Consider the following 16,604-nt stretch of genomic DNA (forward strand, 5'->3'; position numbering starts at 1 on the left):
TGGGTTGGGTGGATGCACATGAAGTGAACCGTGTGCGGGCGAAGTTGGCGCTGTTCGTGGCGGATGTGTTCGCCTCGGTGCCGCGGAAGGACCAGCGGGCCAAGGGCGACTGCTACTTGCGCGGACTGATGCTGGACGGTCGGCGCAAGTCCATCCAGGCCATGGCCTCGCGATTACCGGACGGCAACGAGCAGAACCTGCAGCAGTTCGTGAACCAGTCCACGTGGGATCCGGTGCCGGTGCAGCGCAGGATCTGCGAACGGATGCTGCCGCTGATCGGTCCGGCGGCGTGGGTGATCGACGATGTGTCGGTGCCCAAGGACGGCCGGATGTCGGCCGGGGTGGCTCCGCAGTACTGCGGAGCGTTGGGAAAGAGAGCAAACTGCCAGGTCGCGGTCAGTATTCACGCCGCCACCGACACCGCCTCCTGCCCGCTGCAATGGCGTCTGTTCCTGCCTGAGGAGTGGGTATCGGACACCGTCCGCCGGGACCTCGCGCGGATCCCGGCGGACGTCACGCACCGCGAGAAGTGGCGCCTGGCCCTGGACATGCTCGACACGCTCGCCGGCTGGGGCATGAGGCCGCCGGCTGTGGTGGCTGACGCCGCCTACGGCACCAACGCGCATCTGCGAGCCGCATTGTCCGACCGCCAAGTCGCCTACGTGCTGGCCGTCCGCGGCGATGTGACCGCCCATCCGTTGGACGCGGAGCCTGAGGCCCCAGCCCGCAACGGGCATGTCGGCTGCTGGCCACAGCCCCGCTACCGGCATCCAGCACCGTCCTTGGCGGCCCTTGCCGCCGGCCTTGATCAAGACGCATTCACCCCGCTCACCTGGCGGCACGGCTCGAGAGGGGAGTTACGTTCCCGCTTCGCCGCCGTGCGTGTCCGTCCCGCCGGCAAGGCCGTCGAGCGCCCGATCAAAGCTGCGGCCTCGGCCGGACAGGGCTGGTGGGACGGGATCCTGCCCGACTGCTGGCTGCTGGTCGAATGGCCCTCCGGCGCCGAGGCGCCGACCGATTACTGGCTGTCCAACCTGCCGGCCGACACTCCGATCGCCGACCTGGTCCGTCTGGCGAAGGTCCGCTGGCGCATCGAGCACGACTACCGCGAACTCAAGCACGGCCTGGGCCTGGACCACTTCGAAGGGCGTTCCTGGCCGGGCTGGCACCACCACGTCACCCTCGTGACCGCCGCCCACGCCTTCCTCACCGAACAGCGCCTGGCCCCAAAAGTGCCCGGGCCGGTCTCACCCTCTACCAAGTCCTCGAGACCCTCCAGGACGTCTTGAGGTGCTGGACCGGCATCTGCACCACCTGCCACCAAACCCTGCCCACCAGGACCTACACAACGCCAAGATCGAGAAAGACCTAACGGAGTCCTACTAGGCCCTGTCGTCAAATTCCCGCCTGCCGCGCGACGCCATGCACGCACTCTCGCCGCACCGGGCCCTGACCCAAGTACATCCAGTACGTGGGTCAGGGCCCGGCGCGCCGAGAGCACGCACCTGACGCCGCGCGGCCCGCCCTTCGGGCGGACGACGGGAATTTGACGACAGGGCCTAGGTCCACGCGGACCGAGCCCCCGCGGGCGATCGCGGTGTGACGGCGGCCGTACGGAACCTTTCCGTACGGCCGCCGTAACTTTGGGGCAATAAATGCCAGCGGGAGTATTGACCAGCATGCTGTGAGGAGTTCAGGATTCTGGTCGAGCCGATGGAGTGGTCCTCGGCCTGCAGATCCCCCGGAGAAGTCCGTGAAAGACACTCCCGACGACACAGCTCCCAGCCCCTCGCCGCCCGACGGCCTCGCGGCTTCCCGCCCGCTGGTGACGATCCGCGGACTGCGCAAGCGGTTCGGAGGCACCCTCGCCCTCAGTGACGTCGACCTTGACGTCCACGCCGGCAGTGTCCTCGCCCTATTGGGGCACAACGGTGCCGGAAAATCCACACTTATCAAGATCCTCGCCGGGGTCTACCGCGCCGACGAAGGCCAGGTCACCGTCGCCGGCCACCCCCTCGGCAGCGACGCCGCGTCCACCGAGATGTCCTTCATCCACCAGGACCTGGGCCTGGTCGAGTGGATGACGGTGGCCGAGAACGTCGCCCTGGGCACCGGCTACCCCCGCCGCGGCGGCCTCGTCTCCTGGCGGCAGGTACGCCGGCGCTGCACCGAGGCCCTGGACATCGTCGCCGGTCACCTCGACCCCGACGCGGCCGTCGCCGACCTCACCCGCGCCGAACGCTCCCTCGTCGCCATCGCCCGCGCGCTGTCCACCCGCGCCCGCCTCATCGTCCTCGACGAACCCACCGCCAGCCTGCCCGCCGCGGACTGCGCGCGGCTCTTCGAGGTCCTGCACACCCTGCGCGACCGCGGCCACGCCATCGTCTACGTCAGCCACCGCCTCGACGAGGTCTACCAGGTCGCCGACCGCTTCGCCGTCCTGCGCGACGGCCACCTCATCAGCCAGGGCCTCCTCGCCGACCACGGCCCCGACCGCATCGTGCACGACATCGTCGGCCACGAACCGGAGAGCCACCGCCCGCCCGCCCCCCGGACCACGGACGTCCCGGCCTCCACCGTGCTGCACCTGACCGGCGTGACCACCGAGGGCGCCGGCCCCGTCGACCTCGAACTGCCCGCCGGGGAAGTCCTCGGCATGGTCGGCCTCACCGGCGCCGGCCACATGGACCTCGGCCGGGCCCTCGCCGGGGCCCGGCCCTTCACCGGCGGCGAGGTGCGGCTCGACGGCAGGCCGTACCGCCCAGGATCGGTCGCCGCCGCCGTCGACGCCGGGATCGGCTTCGTCACCAGCAACCGCCAGGAGGAGGGCTGCGCCCTCGAACTCACCGTGCGCGAGAACTTCCTGGCCAACCCCCGCGCCGACGCCCGCTCTCCGTGGCGCTGGATCAGCCCGGCGCGCGAACGCGCCGAAGCCACGTCACTCGTCGAGCGCTTCGGAGTACGCCCCACCGACCCCGAGGCACCGATCGCCACCCTGTCCGGCGGCAACCAGCAGAAGGTGATGATCGGCCGCTGGCTGCGCCTGAGCCGCCGCGTGGTGATCCTCGAGGAACCGACCGCCGGAGTCGACGTCGGCGCCAAGGCCGAGATCTACCGGCTCCTCGACGACGCCCTCGCCGAAGGACTCGCCGTCCTGCTCATCTCCACCGACTTCGAGGAGGTCGCCGACGTCTGCCACCGCGCCCTGGTCTTCGTACGGGGCGGAGTGACGGCGGAACTGTCCGGCGAAGCCCTCACCGTCACCGAACTCACCCACGCCGCGTCGGCCATGCCGGCGCTGACCGGAACGGGTACCCACTGATGGCCACCGAGACCGAATCCTCCCGCCGCGCACAGCGGTCCACGACCGGGGGCGACGCCGAAGCGAGCAGGAACGACGACACGAACGCCGGCGCCTCCGTCGCCCCGCCCCGCCCTGGCACCCGCAAGGACGCGCCTCACAACGGCGGCGGCCGACTGCGCGGCCACCTGATAGGCACCTACGGCCTGCTCGCCCTCGCCGTCCTGCTGTTCCTGATCTTCTCCTTCGCCCTCCCGGACACCTTCCCGACCCTGGACAACGCCTCCTCGATCCTGTCCAACCAGTCGATCCCGGCGATGCTCGCGCTCGGCGCGATGATCCCCATCGTCACCGGCAAGTTCGACCTGTCCGTCGGCTACGGCCTCGGCTTCGCCCACGTGCTGGCGATGCAGCTCATCGTGAACAACGGCTGGCCCTGGCCGCTGGCCTGCGTGGTCGTCATCGTCGGCGGCGGCCTCATCGGCGTGTTCAACGGCCTGCTGGTCGAGTTCGCCCGGATCGACTCCTTCATCGCCACGCTCGGCACCGGCAGCGTGCTGTACGCCTTCACCGGCTGGATCACCGACGGCGCCCGCATCGTCCCCGGCCCGCACGGACTGCCCCCGGCCTTCACCGACCTGTACGACTCGAAGTTCCTCGGTCTGCCCGTGCCCGCCTTCTACGTCCTCGGTCTGGCCGTCGTGCTGTGGCTGCTGCTGGAACGGCTGCCGCTGGGCCGCTACCTGTACGTCATCGGCTCCAACGCCCGGGCCGCGGACCTGGTCGGCATTCCCGCCCGCCGCTACGGCGTCTACGCCTTCGCCGGCTCCGGGCTCGTGGTCGGCTGCGCCGGCGTCCTGCTCGCCGCCCAGCAGCAGATCGGCAACCCCAGCGTCGGCATGGACTACCTGCTGCCCGCCTTCGTGGGCGCGCTGCTCGGTTCCACCGCCATCAAGCCCGGCCGCGCCAACGCCGCCGGCACCGTCGTCGCCGTCGCCATCCTCGCCATTGGCCTCGCGGGCATCCAGCAACTCGGAGCCGAGTTCTGGGCCACGTCCCTGTTCAACGGCGGAACCCTCCTCCTCGCGGTCGGCCTGGCCGGCTACTCCGCCCGCCGCAGGCTGCGCGCCGGCGCCACCGCCACGCGCAGGTCACTGTCCGAGCCGCCGACGTCTCCCACGCCGCCCCTCGCCTCCGACGGGGAATCCGAACCCCGGCCGCCGTCCGCGACAGCGGACCAGGTCTGAGAGCTGCCGGCCATCGCACCCCGTTCGCCGGCGACCAGCCCCCACCCCGCCACCGGTGCGGTCAGCCCTGCCGGTCCGGACGCCCCGGCCGCCCAGTCCCGAAGAGCATCCGCCATCCCTCGCCGCCTTCCCCGTACGTCAGCAAGGAGCCTGCTCGTGTCGTACCACCTCACCCGCAAGGTGCCCGTGAGAGCCATCGCCGCCCTCGCCCTGGTCACCGCCTTCGCCTCAGGCTGCACCCGTGGCTCGGAGGCCGGCTCCGCCGGCACGGTCACGTCCTCGAAGGCCGGCTGCCCGGCGGTCCTCGCCAAGGCCAAGCAAGCGGTCAAGGCGGCCGAGGACGTCAACGCGCCTTGGAGCGGCCCGACCACCGGCCCCAAGGCGGTCCCCGGCAAGACCATCGTCTACGTCGCCCAGAGCATGACCAACCCGGGAGTGGCCGGCGCCGCCGAGGGGGTCAAGGAGGCTGCCAAGGCCATCGGCTGGAAGGTGCGGATCATCGACGGCCAGGGCACCCCGGCCGGCATCCAGGCCGCGCTCAGCCAGGCCGTCGCCGTCAAGCCCGACGGCATCGTGCTGTCCGGCTTCGACCCGAAGTCGACCGCGCAGCAGGTCGCGCAGGCCAACGCAGCCGGTATCCCGCTCATCGGCTGGCACGCCGTGGACGCCCCGGGCCCCAGCACGAACCCGAAGCTCTTCAGCAACGTCACCACGAGGGTCCAGGACGTCGCGAAGGTCAGCGCCGACTGGGTGATCAGCCAGTCCAACGGCCGGGCGGGCGTGGTGGTCTTCACCGACGCATCCATCCCGTTCGCCAAGGGCAAATCGGACCTGATCGAGAAGGAACTCGCCACCTGCTCCGACGTCAAGGTCCTGACGACGTCCAACATCCCCATCGCCGACGCCAGCAACCGCACCCCGCAAGAGGTGTCCGCCCTCATCTCCCGCTATGGCACCAAGTGGACGAACTCCGTCGCCATCAACGACCTCTACTTCGCCGACGCCGCCCCGTCGCTGCGAGCAGCGGGCAAACAGGGCAACGGAGCGCCGTTCAGCATCGGCGCGGGCGACGGCGACCCGTCCGCCTTCCAGCGCATCAACAGCAGGCAGTTCCAGGCGGCGACGGTTCCCGAGCCGCTGTCCGAGCAGGGCTGGCAGATCGTCGACGAGTTCAACCGCGCCTTCGCCGACAAGCCCGCCAGCGGCTACGTCGCCCCGGTCCACATCACCACGGCAGACAACAGCGGCGGCAAGTCCTCCTGGGACCCCCAGGGGTACCGCGAGGCCTACCGGAAGCTCTGGGGGAAGTAATCCGCGCCCGGTGGCAGACCATCCCTCCCGCGCCGCCCGGCGGGAGGGACACCGCCGTGCCTTCCCTCTCCCTCGCCCGCCTGTCCCTCACACCCTGGAGATCCCTCGTGAACCCGTCCTCGCCGGTGGACGCGGCCGGCCTCGCGCCCGTCGGCCCCTTCTCGTGGACCGCGTTGGACCAGCGGGCCGTCGACACCGCCCGCGTCCTGGCCGCCGATGCCGTACAGAAGGTCGGCAACGGCCATCCGGGTACGGCGATGAGCCTGGCGCCTGCCGCCTACACCCTCTTCCAGAAGGTGATGCGGCACGATCCAGCGGACGCCGACTGGGTGGGCCGCGACCGTTTCGTACTGTCCGCGGGCCACTCGTCCCTGACGCTGTACACCCAGCTGTACCTGGCCGGCTTCGGCCTGGAGCTGGACGATCTGAAGGCGTTCCGCACGTGGGGTTCGAAGACCCCCGGTCACCCCGAGTACGGCCACACCAGGGGCGTGGAGACGACGACCGGCCCGCTGGGCCAGGGTGTCGCCAACGCGGTGGGCATGGCGATGGCCGCCCGCTACGAGCGCGGCCTGTTCGACCCTCAGGCTCCTGAGGGCACCTCCCCCTTCGACCACTTCGTCTACTGCATCGCCGGTGACGGCTGCCTGCAGGAGGGCATCTCCGCGGAGGCGTCCTCCATGGCCGGGCACCAAAAGCTCGGCAACCTGATCCTGCTGTGGGACGACAACCACATCTCCATCGAGGGCGACACCGAGACGGCCGTCTCCGAGGACACCGCCAAGCGGTACGAGGCGTACGGCTGGCACGTGCAGCGCGTCGAGCCGCAGGCCAACGGCGACCTCGACCCGCAGGCCATCCACGCGGCGATCGAGGCGGCGAAGCAGGTCACGGACAAGCCGTCGTTCATCGCGATGCGCTCGATCATCGCCTGGCCGGCCCCGAACGCGCAGAACACCGAGGCCGCGCACGGCTCGGCGCTCGGCGACGACGAGGTCGCGGCCACCAAGCGCGTCCTGGGCTTCGACCCGGACCAGTCCTTCGAGGTCTCCGACGAGGTCATCACCCACACCCGCAAGGCGCTGGAGCGGGGCCGTCAGGCCAAGGCCGTGTGGGAGAAGTCCTTCCAGGAGTGGCGCAACAACAACCCCGAGCGCGCGGCCGAGTTCGACCGCATCGCCGCCGGTGAGCTGCCCACGGGCTGGCAGGAGAAGATCCCGGTCTTCGAGGCGGGCAAGGCTGTCGCCACACGCGCCGCCTCCGGCAAGGTGCTCCAGGCACTGGGTGCGGTCGTCCCGGAGCTGTGGGGCGGCTCGGCCGACCTGGCCGGCTCCAACAACACCACCATCGACAAGACGTCCTCGTTCCTCCCGGCGGACAACCCGCTGCCCGAGGCCGATCCCTACGGCCGGACGATCCACTTCGGCATCCGCGAGCACTCCATGGCCGCGGAGATGAACGGCATCGCCCTGCACGGCAACACCCGCATCTACGGCGGCACCTTCCTCGTCTTCTCCGACTACATGCGCAACGCCGTACGCCTGTCCGCGCTGATGCACCTGCCGGTGACATACGTGTGGACACACGACTCCATCGGCCTGGGCGAGGACGGCCCCACCCACCAGCCCATCGAACACATCGCCTCGCTGCGCGCCATCCCCGGCCTGAACGTCGTGCGCCCGGCGGACGCGAACGAGACCGCGATCGCCTGGCGCGAGATCCTCAAGCGGCACGCCACCGACCCGGCCCCGCACGGCCTCGCGCTCACCCGCCAGGGCGTGCCGACGTACGAGCCCAACGACGATGCCGCGCGCGGTGGTTACGTCCTGGTCGAGGCCGTGGGCGGAGAGCCGCAGGTCGTCCTCATCGCCACCGGCTCCGAGGTGCACGTCGCCGTCGAGGCGCGCGAGCAACTGGAAGCCGCGGGCGTGCCGACGCGGGTCGTGTCGATGCCGTCCGTCGAGTGGTTCGAGGAGCAGGACCAGGACTACCGGGACAGCGTCCTGCCGCCCGCCGTGAAGGCGCGTGTCGCGGTGGAGGCCGGTATCGGACTGACCTGGCACAAGTACGTGGGGGACGCCGGTCGCATCGTTTCCCTGGAGCACTTCGGTGCTTCGGCCGACGGCAAGGTCCTCTTCCGCGAGTACGGCCTCACCGCCGAGAACGTGGCCGCCGCCGCCCACGAATCCCTCACGACTGAGAATGAGGAGACGCACCTCCCATGACTGCCGACGCACTCAAGCGCCTCTCCGAGGAAGGCGTCGCGATCTGGCTGGACGACCTGTCCCGCGAGCGGATCACGTCCGGCAACCTCGCTGAACTCATCGACCACCGGTACGTGACGGGCGTGACCACGAACCCGACGATCTTTCAGCAGGCGATCGGCGACGGCGACGACTACGCGGACCGGCTCCACGACATGGCCCTGCGCGGGATCACGGTGGCCGAGGCCGTACGGATGATCACCGCAGCGGACGTGCGGGACGCGGCGGACATCCTGCGCCCGGTCTTCGACGCCACCGACGGCGAGGACGGGTGGGTCTCCATCGAGGTCGACCCCCGGCTCGCACACGGCACGGACGCGACGACAGCCGAGGCCAGGCATCTCGCCTGGCTGATCGACCGTCCCAACACCCTCATCAAGATCCCGGCCACTCGGGCGGGCCTGCCCGCGATCACCGAGGTCATCGCCACCGGAATCAGCGTCAACGTGACGCTGATCTTCTCTCTGGACCGCTACCGCGAGGTCATGGACGCCTACATCACAGGTCTGGAGAAGGCACGCGAGAAGGGCCTGGACCTCTCGAGGATCCACTCGGTGGCGTCCTTCTTCGTCTCCCGGGTGGACACCGAGATCGACAAGCGGCTGGACGCCCTGGGCACCGCGGAGGCCAAGGCGTTGCGCGGAAAGGCCGCCGTCGCCAACGCCCGCCTCGCCTACCAGGCGTACGAGGAGGTGTTCGGCTCGGTCGACGGGGCGAGGGAGCCCTCCGCCCGCTGGAATGCCCTGGACAAGGCGGGTCCCAACAAGCAGCGCCCGTTGTGGGCCTCCACGGGCGTGAAGGACCCGGGCCACCCGGACACCCATTACGTCACCGCGTTGGTCGCGCCCGGCACCGTCAACACCATGCCCGAGGCCACGCTGCGGGCCACCGCCGATCACGGTGAGATCACCGGCAACACCGTCGCGGGCACCTACGCGCAGGCCGGTGCCGACCTCGACGCGATCAAGGAGCTGGGCATCTCGTATGCGGGCGTAGTGCAGCTCCTGGAAACCGAGGGCATCGAGAAGTTCCAGCAGTCCTGGGACGGCCTGCTGAGCGCCGTCCGCGGGCCGCGGGCACGCCGTGGTGAGTCCCCGGTGCGACGGGCGGCAGGCGTTGACGGCCGGGTGACGGGCTGACGGGCGTACTTCGCGACTTCGTACATACGAGCCCTCGATGGGCTCCAACTCAGCGGACACATGGCCACTTGGCGAATCGCCTACACACAACGCTCCTGCGTTCAGCTGGCCGGCGGCAGCAGGGTCCCCAGCGGTCCCAGGTCCAGGTTCAAGTCCTCCAGGCGCAGGTCGTAACGGGCGCAGAGTTCTTCCATACGGTCGTGGAGGAGCATCAGCGTCAGGCCGATGCGTTCTTCCTGCTCCTCCGTGAGGTCGTCGTTGTCCACGCGGTGGAGGGCCTGGCGTTCCATGAGCTGGCGGAGGAGTTCGACGACGGTCAGGACGAGTTTGACCAGGTCGCGCTCGACGGTGTCCGGGTCGGTGGACAGACGGTGGACGGTACGGGTGTCCGGGGGCGGGGATGTGTGCGGGAGCATGGGGACCTCACAGCGGCGGAGCGGGGTGGGCCGCGGCGACGTTGTCCACGGCCGCAGCGGCAACGGGGGCTATGACGGCGCGGAGGTCGATGCGGACGAGGTCGACGTCGGCGATGGACAGGACGAGGTCGCCGGTGATGACGACGCCGCCCTGGAGGAGGCGGTCGAGAAGGTCGATGAGGGCGATCGGGCGGTCGGCAAGGGAGTTGACGGTCACCGGGCGGGCTCCGGGGGAAGGGCGAAGGAGTAGGGGGCCCAAGGACCGGTCACTTCCACGTGGACACCGGGGAAGCCCTCGGCGACTGCCAGGACACGGGTGCGGAAGTCGTCGACCCGGTCGGCGGGGACGAGGTAGGTGTCGTTGCTGACGTTGGTGCCGGAAGCCGGGCCGGCGAGGTCCCCTCGTTGGGGGCGGTGGGCGACGTGGTCGACGGCGAGGGCGGCGGCCGTGTCGGTGAGGCGGGCAGCGGCCCGGGTGGCCGCGTGCCAGGCGTCCTCGGCGGTGCGGCGCCTGCGGCGGCGTCCGGCGAGGTAGGCGCGGCCGGGGTGGAGGTCCGGGGCCGGGTCGGTGTCGGACGGGGTGGCGTCCTGGGTCTCGGGGGCGGCGTAGATCTTGACGCCGAGTTCCACGTGGCCCGTCAGGCGGTCCAGCAGGGGCAGGAAGTCGTCGCGGCGGGCGTCGAAGGTCTGCCGGACGCGGTCCTCGTCGCGGTAGACGGTGGCCAGGCGCAACGGCAGGACGGCGTCCCCGAGCCCGGCGAGGGCCGCTACGACGCCGTGATGGGCGCGGGCCGTGGCTTCCAGCCAGCTCAGGTCCTCCAGATGGGCTTTGAGGGGTGCCTCGTCGAAGTCCGCGGCCGGGACGGGGCCCACGGCCGCGGCCAGCTGCGGAGCACGGTCGGCACACTCCACGAGGCGTATCGGCTCGCCGGCGACGCCACGCAGGTCGGCGACCGTCTGCTCGGCCTCCGGCGTGCGGCGCAACACCGCGTAGGCGTAGACGATGTCCGTGTCGGTCATGGGTTCCGGCTCCTGTCGGCCGCCCGCAGCGCAGCGATCTCGGCGTGCAGACGTTCGTTCTCCTCCTCGAGCGACCGGTCCGGGCGGGAGGCCCGGGAGGAGAGGGTGGGGTCGTTCTCCCACCAGTCGATGCCCATCTCCTTGGCCTTGTCGACGGAGGCGACGACGAGTCGCAGTTTGATGGTGAGCAGCTCGATGTCGAGCAGGTTGATCCGGATGTCGCCCGCGATCACCACACCCTTGTCGAGGACACGTTCGAGGATGTCGGCGAGATTGGCGGACTGGCCGCCGGGTCCCTGGGCGTACGGGGACGGAAGGCGGGGAGGTCCGCCGAGTCCGCCTGCTGCCGGTTGGGTCATGGTCGGGGGGCTCGTCTCCACGCGGTGATTTCGTCGAGTCGGTCCAGCAGTTCGTCCTCGCGGCGGTCGTACTCGGCCTCGTCGATCCGTCCGTCCAGCAGGGCGCGTTCCAGTTCGACGAGGGCCTGCTGGACGGGGGCCGGGTCGTAGTACTCCGCTTCGGCGGCGTTCAGTACCTGCTCGGCGGCCCAGAGGGTGGTGCGCAGGGGCGCGAGCGGGAGGGCGAGGATGCCGGTCAGCAGGCCCATGGGTCAGGCGGCGAAGCTGTACGGGGGCAGGGGCCCGCGCAGCCGGAAGTCGTAGGCCTCGCCGTAGTCGCGCGCCAGGCGCCGTCCGGCTTCGGTGAACTCGTGGGCACGGGCGCGTTCGACGAGGAACGAGACGTTGAGGAAGTCGTCCTGCGCCGGGGCCGCCTCGACCTTGGCGCGGGCCAGGCCGGACAGCTGCTCGACGACCTGGTCGGCCAGCAGCCGCTGCCGGGCGTCGACCTGCCGGGCCACCACCTCTCCGAGGGCGACGCGCTCCTCGTAGGTGCCGTTGCCGTCGCGGGTGCGCTCGTTGAGACGGCGGGCCTCGTTGGACTCGTCGAGTACTTCGCGCAGCAGGTCCTCCTGGGCGCGTGCGGCCTTGAGGTTGAACTCGGTGGTGCCCTGCAGCTCGGTGAGTCTGCGGGTGTACTCCTCGCCCTTCTGCTCCAGGGCGGTCCTGACGGCCGCGTCGTCCGGGGCGAGCATGCCGAACCTCATGGGGAGGACCGCTCCGTCGGCCATCAGCCGTTCCTGCAGCTCCTGGTGGGCGACGAGGTCACGGCGTTTCGGACGCAGCTGAGGTGGTGCGGGGCTGACGACGGCGGCGAGCCCGCCGTGGACCACCGTGCCGAAGGAGCCGGCGCCGCCGCCGACGGTCCGCAGTCCGTCGAGCCGAAGGGGGTGGTCGGAACTCGTGATCGCGTAGACGTAACGGGCCGGGTCCGGCGTCGGTTCCGCCGCGGATTCGGTCGGCGTGGCGCTGCTCACCGCTCCTCCTTGTCGTCGCGGTCGAATACGTCGCTGATCGCGTCGATGGCACCGCTGATCGCGCCGCCGGTCTTGCCCCTGGCGCCGCTCTCGACCATGTCGCCGACGATGTCGGTGAGCCGGGCGGGGGCCTTGCGGCCCGCCTCCAGATCGAGGCGGTTGCAGGCCTCGGCGAAGCGGAGGTACGTGTCGACGCTGGCGATGACGATCCGTACGTCGATCTTGAGGATCTCGATGCCCACCAGCGAGACACGGATGAACACGTCGATGACGAGCCCCCGGTCCAGGATGAGTTCGAGAATGTCGTAGAGGCCGGCGGTGCCCGAACCGCTCGAGGTGGCAGCGGGCTGCATTCCGCCGCTCTGCGTCATGACGGTCACGGTTCGGTTCCTCTCGCTGGGCTCCGCTCTTGCCACTGGGAGGTACGGGAGCGGCAGCGGCCGTGTTCACGGCGAAGCCGAAATGTCCCCGCGAGAGGACGCGACAGGCTGAGCTGGTGAGCGACGGGTGAAGTCCGGGGCGGGGTCGCCGAGTTGGAGACGGCATCCGCGTGAGTGGCGGACCGGCGTCTGCAGGACGCCGGTCCACCTGCCCCCACCTCACGTACATGAATGCTTGCTCGAGTGCTAACGCCCCCGGTCGAGTTGGCCGCGGGCGTAGCGGCGCACCCGCTCGTAGCCGAGGAGTTGGCCCTGTACGTCCAGGGTGACCCGGTAGCTCGCCATGATGGTCATGGTGTCGGGGACGCGTTCCAACTCGACGACCTCCACGTCGGCCGTCCAGCCGCCCTGCGCCGGCCGCAGGGCGGAGACGGACTCGGGGGTCGTGCCGAGGAGCTCGGCGAGCTGAGCCGCCGCGCCGCGCATGGCCTGGGCGGCGGTCACGCGGCCGGAACGGCCTGTCGTGTCGTCTGTCGTATTGCCTGTCGTGCCGGGGGAGTTCTGCGAGTCCGGGGCGTCCTGGTCGGTGCTTGTCATGCTCCTACCGTGCCAAGTTCGCCGCCTGCGTGGGGAGCGGATCGCGCATGAATGAGGGCCCGTGTCGCTGTGAGGGTTTGTCTTCTACTACCCCCATCAGCCATTAGCTACGACCGTTCCACTCAGTGGACCCGCCGCCGCTGTCCGTTGGCCGGTGCGGCTGGTGGGCATGCTGTCCGCCCAGCAGTTCCGCTGCCTGGTGCTGCGTGTGCTGGGCGGCCATCTGGGCCTCCGCCACAGCGTCACCGCGTTCCTGCACCAGGTCTTCATAGATCGGCAGGTGATCGATTTCACTGGAAGTGCGTGTCACAAGCCCCGTTCCTTCCGCTTTCGTGCGTGCCCGTAATGCGGTCAGCTCCGGTTGAGCCGGGCAGCGATTCCATGACCTATCAGCAAATAGATAACGGCCGGGAGACCGTAATTGAGGACAACTCGTAGTCCCTCTGTGTCCATAGTGAAAATGTCCTGTGCCCATCCGGCCAGCCAGTCCGCCGTCCCGTGCACGAACTCGACGAATGTGTTCCCGGGATTCGAGTCGAGCAGGAAGAGCAGGATCCACAGGCCCAGCAAACCGGCCGCGACATCGGCGATCGTGCAGATCACAAGGGCTGTCCGCCGTGCGGCGGCCTGGTTGCGCACGGAGCGGTCGGGCCTCGGGGGCTGGTCGTACGTCTGGTATCCGGAAACCGGGTCGGTGTTGCTCACAAGAAATCCGATCTGACGCGTTTGTTTTGTCGGCAGGGTCACCCGGCGTGCTGGAATCCGGCGTCGGGCGGTAACTCGTTCCTGCCTAGCTCAGCGTCTTGCAAGTACTGCCGCGTTACACCTTCGACTGCGGCACCCCAAATATGGCCTCCTATTCAGGCACTTACCCAAATGTTCACCTGCGGGGCGACATTTGACGATCGAGCCGCGCCACGAAGACCTGCTCGGCTTCAGCCCCGTCCCCTCTCGTCAACCGCCACGGACCTGGCGTCACGCCGGAGTACCTGATCCACCGTCTTGCGGACGTTTCACCTGGTCGGAGCCGTGTCGATCATCTGCGGCGTCGTTAGACCCGGTGACCCCGGCCGACATGGTCGGGACCGATCCAGCGGAAGGAAACAAACAGATGTACAGCGCGGCGTATCGCGGTGGTGGCCTCGATGGTGGGGATGCTCATGGCGGTTCCCGCCGGCATGACCACGGCCCATGCCGGTGACGGTGACGCGGGGACGGGCGGTGTCCTGTCCAACGTCTCCGGCAGGAACTCCTCCGGCCACGCCAACCTCTGCGGCACGGGCAAGCTGGCGCTCTTCAAGGAGCGTACCTGTGTGACCAAGGACAACGGCAAGGGCGGCGGGGACAAGGCGGGCCCCAGCGGCGGCGTCCTGTCCAACCTCCTGTTCGCCCGCAACGCCTCGGGCCACAGCAACAACTGCGGCAACGAGACGGTGGCGGTGTTCAGCCGGACCACCTGCGTCACCGTGGGCCTGGCAGGGACAAGTATCCGATGAAGGCGGATGGTTCGGACTGATATGTCGTCAACTTCTCTGTGCATCGGCGTAGTAGCGCCACTGACGGGGCGACTGGCCCCCCTCGGGGCACCGCTGTCGTACGTCCTGCGCGCGCTGGGACCCCGGCTCGCGCACGTCCGCAACGGCGGCCGCCCCTACGACGTGAACGTCGCCGTACGCGACAGCCGCTCCGATCCGGGGGCCGCCCGGCAGGCCGTGCGCGACCTGGTCGACGTCGACGCGGCGCACATCGTGCTCACGATGGCCGGGACCCGCGTGCTGCCCGCCGTCACCGACGCCTGTGAGGCGACGGAGGTCCCTTGCGTGTCGACCACCTTTCCCTGGCAGGCGTACGTCCATACGCGCGGCGCCGATCCCGGGCACCGCTTCCGGTGGACGTACCACTTCGCCTGGGGACTGGACGACATCGCCACCGTCTTCGCCGACCTGTGGGAAGGGATCGACGGCCGGCGCGCCATCGGATGTCTCTGGAACGACGATCTGCAAGGCGGGTTGCTGCGCCACGACCGGCACGGCTTCACACCGGCGGCGTCCGAGCGCGGACACACCCTGGTCGACCTCGGCGCCTACCGCGAACCCGCCGGTGACTTCCACGCACAGGTCGGCCGGATGCGGGAACACGGCGCGGACCTCGTCACCAGCGCCGCGACCGCCACCGACCTGGCCCTCTTCCACCGGCAGGCCCGCGAGGCGGGGCTGCGGCCCCGGCTGATCACCTGCTCGCGCTGGCTGACGTACCCCCACACCCACAACACTCCCGCCCCCGACGTCCACGGCGAACTCGCCGACGCGCGCGTGGCCACCCTGGTCTACTGGAGCCCCGACCATCCCTACCGCTCCAGCCTGGACGGCACCACCTGCGCCGAACTCGCCCGTGCCTACCAGCACGCCACAGGCTCCCCCTGGCTCCAGCCCCTCGGTCTGGCTCACGCCCTCCTGGAGACCGCCCACCAGGCCCTCGCCGTGGCGGCCGATCCCACCGACCGTGCGTCCGTCGCGCAGGCCATCGCCGGCACGACCCTCGACACCATCGCCGGAACCCTCGTATGGACGCGCGGACCGACCCCCAACATCGCCCTCCTGCCCCTGGTCGGCGGCCAGTGGCACCCCGGCCCGCGAGGCCCACGCCTCGCCATCGTCAGCAACGCCGCACACCCCGGCGTCCCCCTCACCGGGGACCTCACACCGGCACGGTGACGCGGCCTCGATAAGGCAGCGGGCGGGCGCTGTGCCTGCCGCGCTGCGGCACAGCGCGTCCTCCACGGCGACCAGGCCGGCTGGTTCCGTACCGAGGTAGTGGTCAACAACATCGAGGCCGCCGCACACCATCGCGTGACCCGGAACCCGGCCCAGCACGGCCTCTGAGACGTCTCCCTCGGACGGACACCATCGAGGCCCGCGGCCCCGGCGCGTGCTTCACCAACGTAGCCGCAGATCAGGGCCCTGCTGTGGGACGCGTGGCGCGGGTCTGTGGCCGTGCCGTGACCAGTCCGGCTTCCACGGCCGTGAGCAGGGCGAGGGCCGCGTCGAGGTGTGTGGCGTCCCGGTCGGCGGCTGCCGATACGGCCGTAGCCCATTCCCGGCGGACGAGGGCGTAGTTGGTGCGGCCCTGTTCGGTGGTGTGGACGGTCACCCCGCGGCCGTCGCCGGGGTCACTGCGACGCTCGATGAGGCCCTTCTGTTCCAGGCCGCGCAGGACGGTGGAGAGGTTGGTGCGCTGCAGCCCGGTCGCGGTGGCGATACGGCTGGGCGGGGCGGCGGGGTCGTGCTGGAGATGGCGCATCACCATGCCCTCGGACGGTGACAGGGGGATGGCCCGTTCGTCGCTGTACCCCCGGAACTGGATCTCCCGGCTGATGATCAGCACGAGGTCGGCGAGCTCGGCCCACCGCGGGTCGTCGTTCGGTGCGGCCGCCGGGGCTGTCGGGTGCGTTCGGTCCTCCATCACGGCTCCAGCGTACGGGGTTGCCAGGAAGTGGTTATGAGGTCATACTCCTTACTGAACCTAATAGTTATGACCACATAACATCAGCCTTT

At 70.0% G+C, this 16,604-nt stretch carries 18 protein-coding genes and 1 pseudogene; 8 read left to right on the forward strand and 11 right to left on the reverse strand.

Going from position 1 to position 16,604, the window contains the following annotated elements; genetic code table 11:
• The first annotated feature begins 8 nt into the window (after positions 1–8).
• The 6 genes from Q4V64_RS52860 to tal all read left to right on the forward strand — a co-directional run bounded on the left by Q4V64_RS52860 (position 9) and on the right by tal (position 9,262).
• A complete protein-coding gene (locus Q4V64_RS52860; RefSeq protein ID WP_303708850.1) occupies positions 9–1,289 on the forward strand; it encodes an IS701 family transposase in 1,281 nt (426 codons plus the stop codon).
• Between the two features lie 464 nt (positions 1,290–1,753).
• Positions 1,754–3,322 carry a sugar ABC transporter ATP-binding protein gene (locus Q4V64_RS52865; protein ID WP_172629636.1) on the forward strand — a complete coding sequence of 523 codons (1,569 nt, stop codon included), beginning with the start codon at positions 1,754–1,756 and terminating at the stop codon, positions 3,320–3,322.
• Positions 3,322–4,548 carry an ABC transporter permease gene (locus tag Q4V64_RS52870; protein WP_124445726.1) on the forward strand — a complete coding sequence of 409 codons (1,227 nt, stop codon included), beginning with the start codon at positions 3,322–3,324 and terminating at the stop codon, positions 4,546–4,548. Before Q4V64_RS52865 ends, Q4V64_RS52870 begins: the two co-directional genes overlap by 1 nt.
• 195 nt (positions 4,549–4,743) lie before the next feature.
• Positions 4,744–5,859: a substrate-binding domain-containing protein gene (locus Q4V64_RS52875; protein WP_124445727.1), complete on the forward strand. Its 1,116-nt coding sequence runs from the start codon at positions 4,744–4,746 to the stop codon at positions 5,857–5,859.
• A 125-nt stretch (positions 5,860–5,984) separates the two neighbouring features.
• The gene (gene tkt / locus Q4V64_RS52880) at positions 5,985–8,084 is read left to right on the forward strand and encodes a transketolase (RefSeq protein ID WP_303715941.1); all 2,100 of its coding nucleotides are present in this window, start codon (positions 5,985–5,987) and stop codon (positions 8,082–8,084) included.
• On the forward strand, positions 8,081–9,262 hold the full coding sequence (gene tal, locus Q4V64_RS52885; RefSeq protein ID WP_124437422.1) for a transaldolase: 1,182 nt from the start codon (positions 8,081–8,083) through the stop codon (positions 9,260–9,262). The genes tkt and tal overlap by 4 nt, the downstream gene beginning before the upstream one ends.
• A gap of 101 nt (positions 9,263–9,363) precedes the next feature.
• Here the strand turns inward: tal and Q4V64_RS52890 are convergent.
• The 10 genes and pseudogenes from Q4V64_RS52890 to Q4V64_RS52935 form a co-directional block, all read right to left on the reverse strand.
• A pseudogene (locus tag Q4V64_RS52890) lies at positions 9,364–9,633 on the reverse strand (gas vesicle protein K); the annotation flags it as partial.
• A 52-nt stretch (positions 9,634–9,685) separates the two neighbouring features.
• Positions 9,686–9,895 (reverse strand): gas vesicle protein, encoded by a 210-nt coding sequence (locus tag Q4V64_RS52895; RefSeq protein ID WP_124437420.1) that lies wholly within the window; start codon positions 9,893–9,895, stop codon positions 9,686–9,688.
• Positions 9,892–10,698: a GvpL/GvpF family gas vesicle protein gene (locus tag Q4V64_RS52900; protein WP_124437419.1), complete on the reverse strand. Its 807-nt coding sequence runs from the start codon at positions 10,696–10,698 to the stop codon at positions 9,892–9,894. The genes Q4V64_RS52895 and Q4V64_RS52900 overlap by 4 nt, the downstream gene beginning before the upstream one ends.
• Positions 10,695–11,057, reverse strand: coding sequence for a gas vesicle protein (locus tag Q4V64_RS52905; protein WP_124437418.1), 363 nt, complete (start codon positions 11,055–11,057; stop codon positions 10,695–10,697). Before Q4V64_RS52905 ends, Q4V64_RS52900 begins: the two co-directional genes overlap by 4 nt.
• Entirely contained in the window at positions 11,054–11,305 is a 252-nt protein-coding gene (locus Q4V64_RS52910) for a gas vesicle protein GvpG (RefSeq protein WP_124437417.1), read from the reverse strand. Before Q4V64_RS52910 ends, Q4V64_RS52905 begins: the two co-directional genes overlap by 4 nt.
• A gap of 3 nt (positions 11,306–11,308) precedes the next feature.
• Positions 11,309–12,073 carry a GvpL/GvpF family gas vesicle protein gene (locus Q4V64_RS52915; RefSeq protein ID WP_124437416.1) on the reverse strand — a complete coding sequence of 255 codons (765 nt, stop codon included), beginning with the start codon at positions 12,071–12,073 and terminating at the stop codon, positions 11,309–11,311.
• The gene (gene gvpJ / locus Q4V64_RS52920; protein WP_124437429.1) at positions 12,070–12,444 is read right to left on the reverse strand and encodes a gas vesicle protein GvpJ; all 375 of its coding nucleotides are present in this window, start codon (positions 12,442–12,444) and stop codon (positions 12,070–12,072) included. The genes Q4V64_RS52915 and gvpJ overlap by 4 nt, the downstream gene beginning before the upstream one ends.
• A gap of 255 nt (positions 12,445–12,699) precedes the next feature.
• On the reverse strand, positions 12,700–13,050 hold the full coding sequence (locus tag Q4V64_RS52925; RefSeq protein WP_124437415.1) for a gas vesicle protein: 351 nt from the start codon (positions 13,048–13,050) through the stop codon (positions 12,700–12,702).
• 103 nt (positions 13,051–13,153) lie between these two features.
• Entirely contained in the window at positions 13,154–13,360 is a 207-nt protein-coding gene (locus Q4V64_RS52930; protein WP_124437414.1) for a hypothetical protein, read from the reverse strand.
• Between the two features lie 41 nt (positions 13,361–13,401).
• Positions 13,402–13,755 (reverse strand): hypothetical protein, encoded by a 354-nt coding sequence (locus Q4V64_RS52935; RefSeq protein WP_124437428.1) that lies wholly within the window; start codon positions 13,753–13,755, stop codon positions 13,402–13,404.
• A gap of 455 nt (positions 13,756–14,210) precedes the next feature.
• On the opposite strand from Q4V64_RS52935, the gene Q4V64_RS52940 reads away from it, so the two are divergent.
• Both Q4V64_RS52940 and Q4V64_RS52945 read left to right on the forward strand, forming a co-directional pair.
• Entirely contained in the window at positions 14,211–14,546 is a 336-nt protein-coding gene (locus Q4V64_RS52940) for a hypothetical protein (RefSeq protein WP_253266720.1), read from the forward strand.
• Positions 14,547–14,567: 21 nt separating this feature from the next.
• Positions 14,568–15,764 carry an ABC transporter substrate-binding protein gene (locus tag Q4V64_RS52945; RefSeq protein WP_124437412.1) on the forward strand — a complete coding sequence of 399 codons (1,197 nt, stop codon included), beginning with the start codon at positions 14,568–14,570 and terminating at the stop codon, positions 15,762–15,764.
• Positions 15,765–16,002: 238 nt separating this feature from the next.
• On the opposite strand, the gene Q4V64_RS52950 is transcribed toward Q4V64_RS52945, so the two are convergent.
• On the reverse strand, positions 16,003–16,512 hold the full coding sequence (locus Q4V64_RS52950; RefSeq protein WP_124437427.1) for a MarR family transcriptional regulator: 510 nt from the start codon (positions 16,510–16,512) through the stop codon (positions 16,003–16,005).
• Between the last annotated feature and the right edge of the window lie 92 nt (positions 16,513–16,604).

The sequence above is a fragment of the Streptomyces sp. NL15-2K genome, assembly GCF_030551255.1.
In the GTDB taxonomy this organism is placed as follows: Bacteria; Actinomycetota; Actinomycetes; order Streptomycetales; family Streptomycetaceae; genus Streptomyces.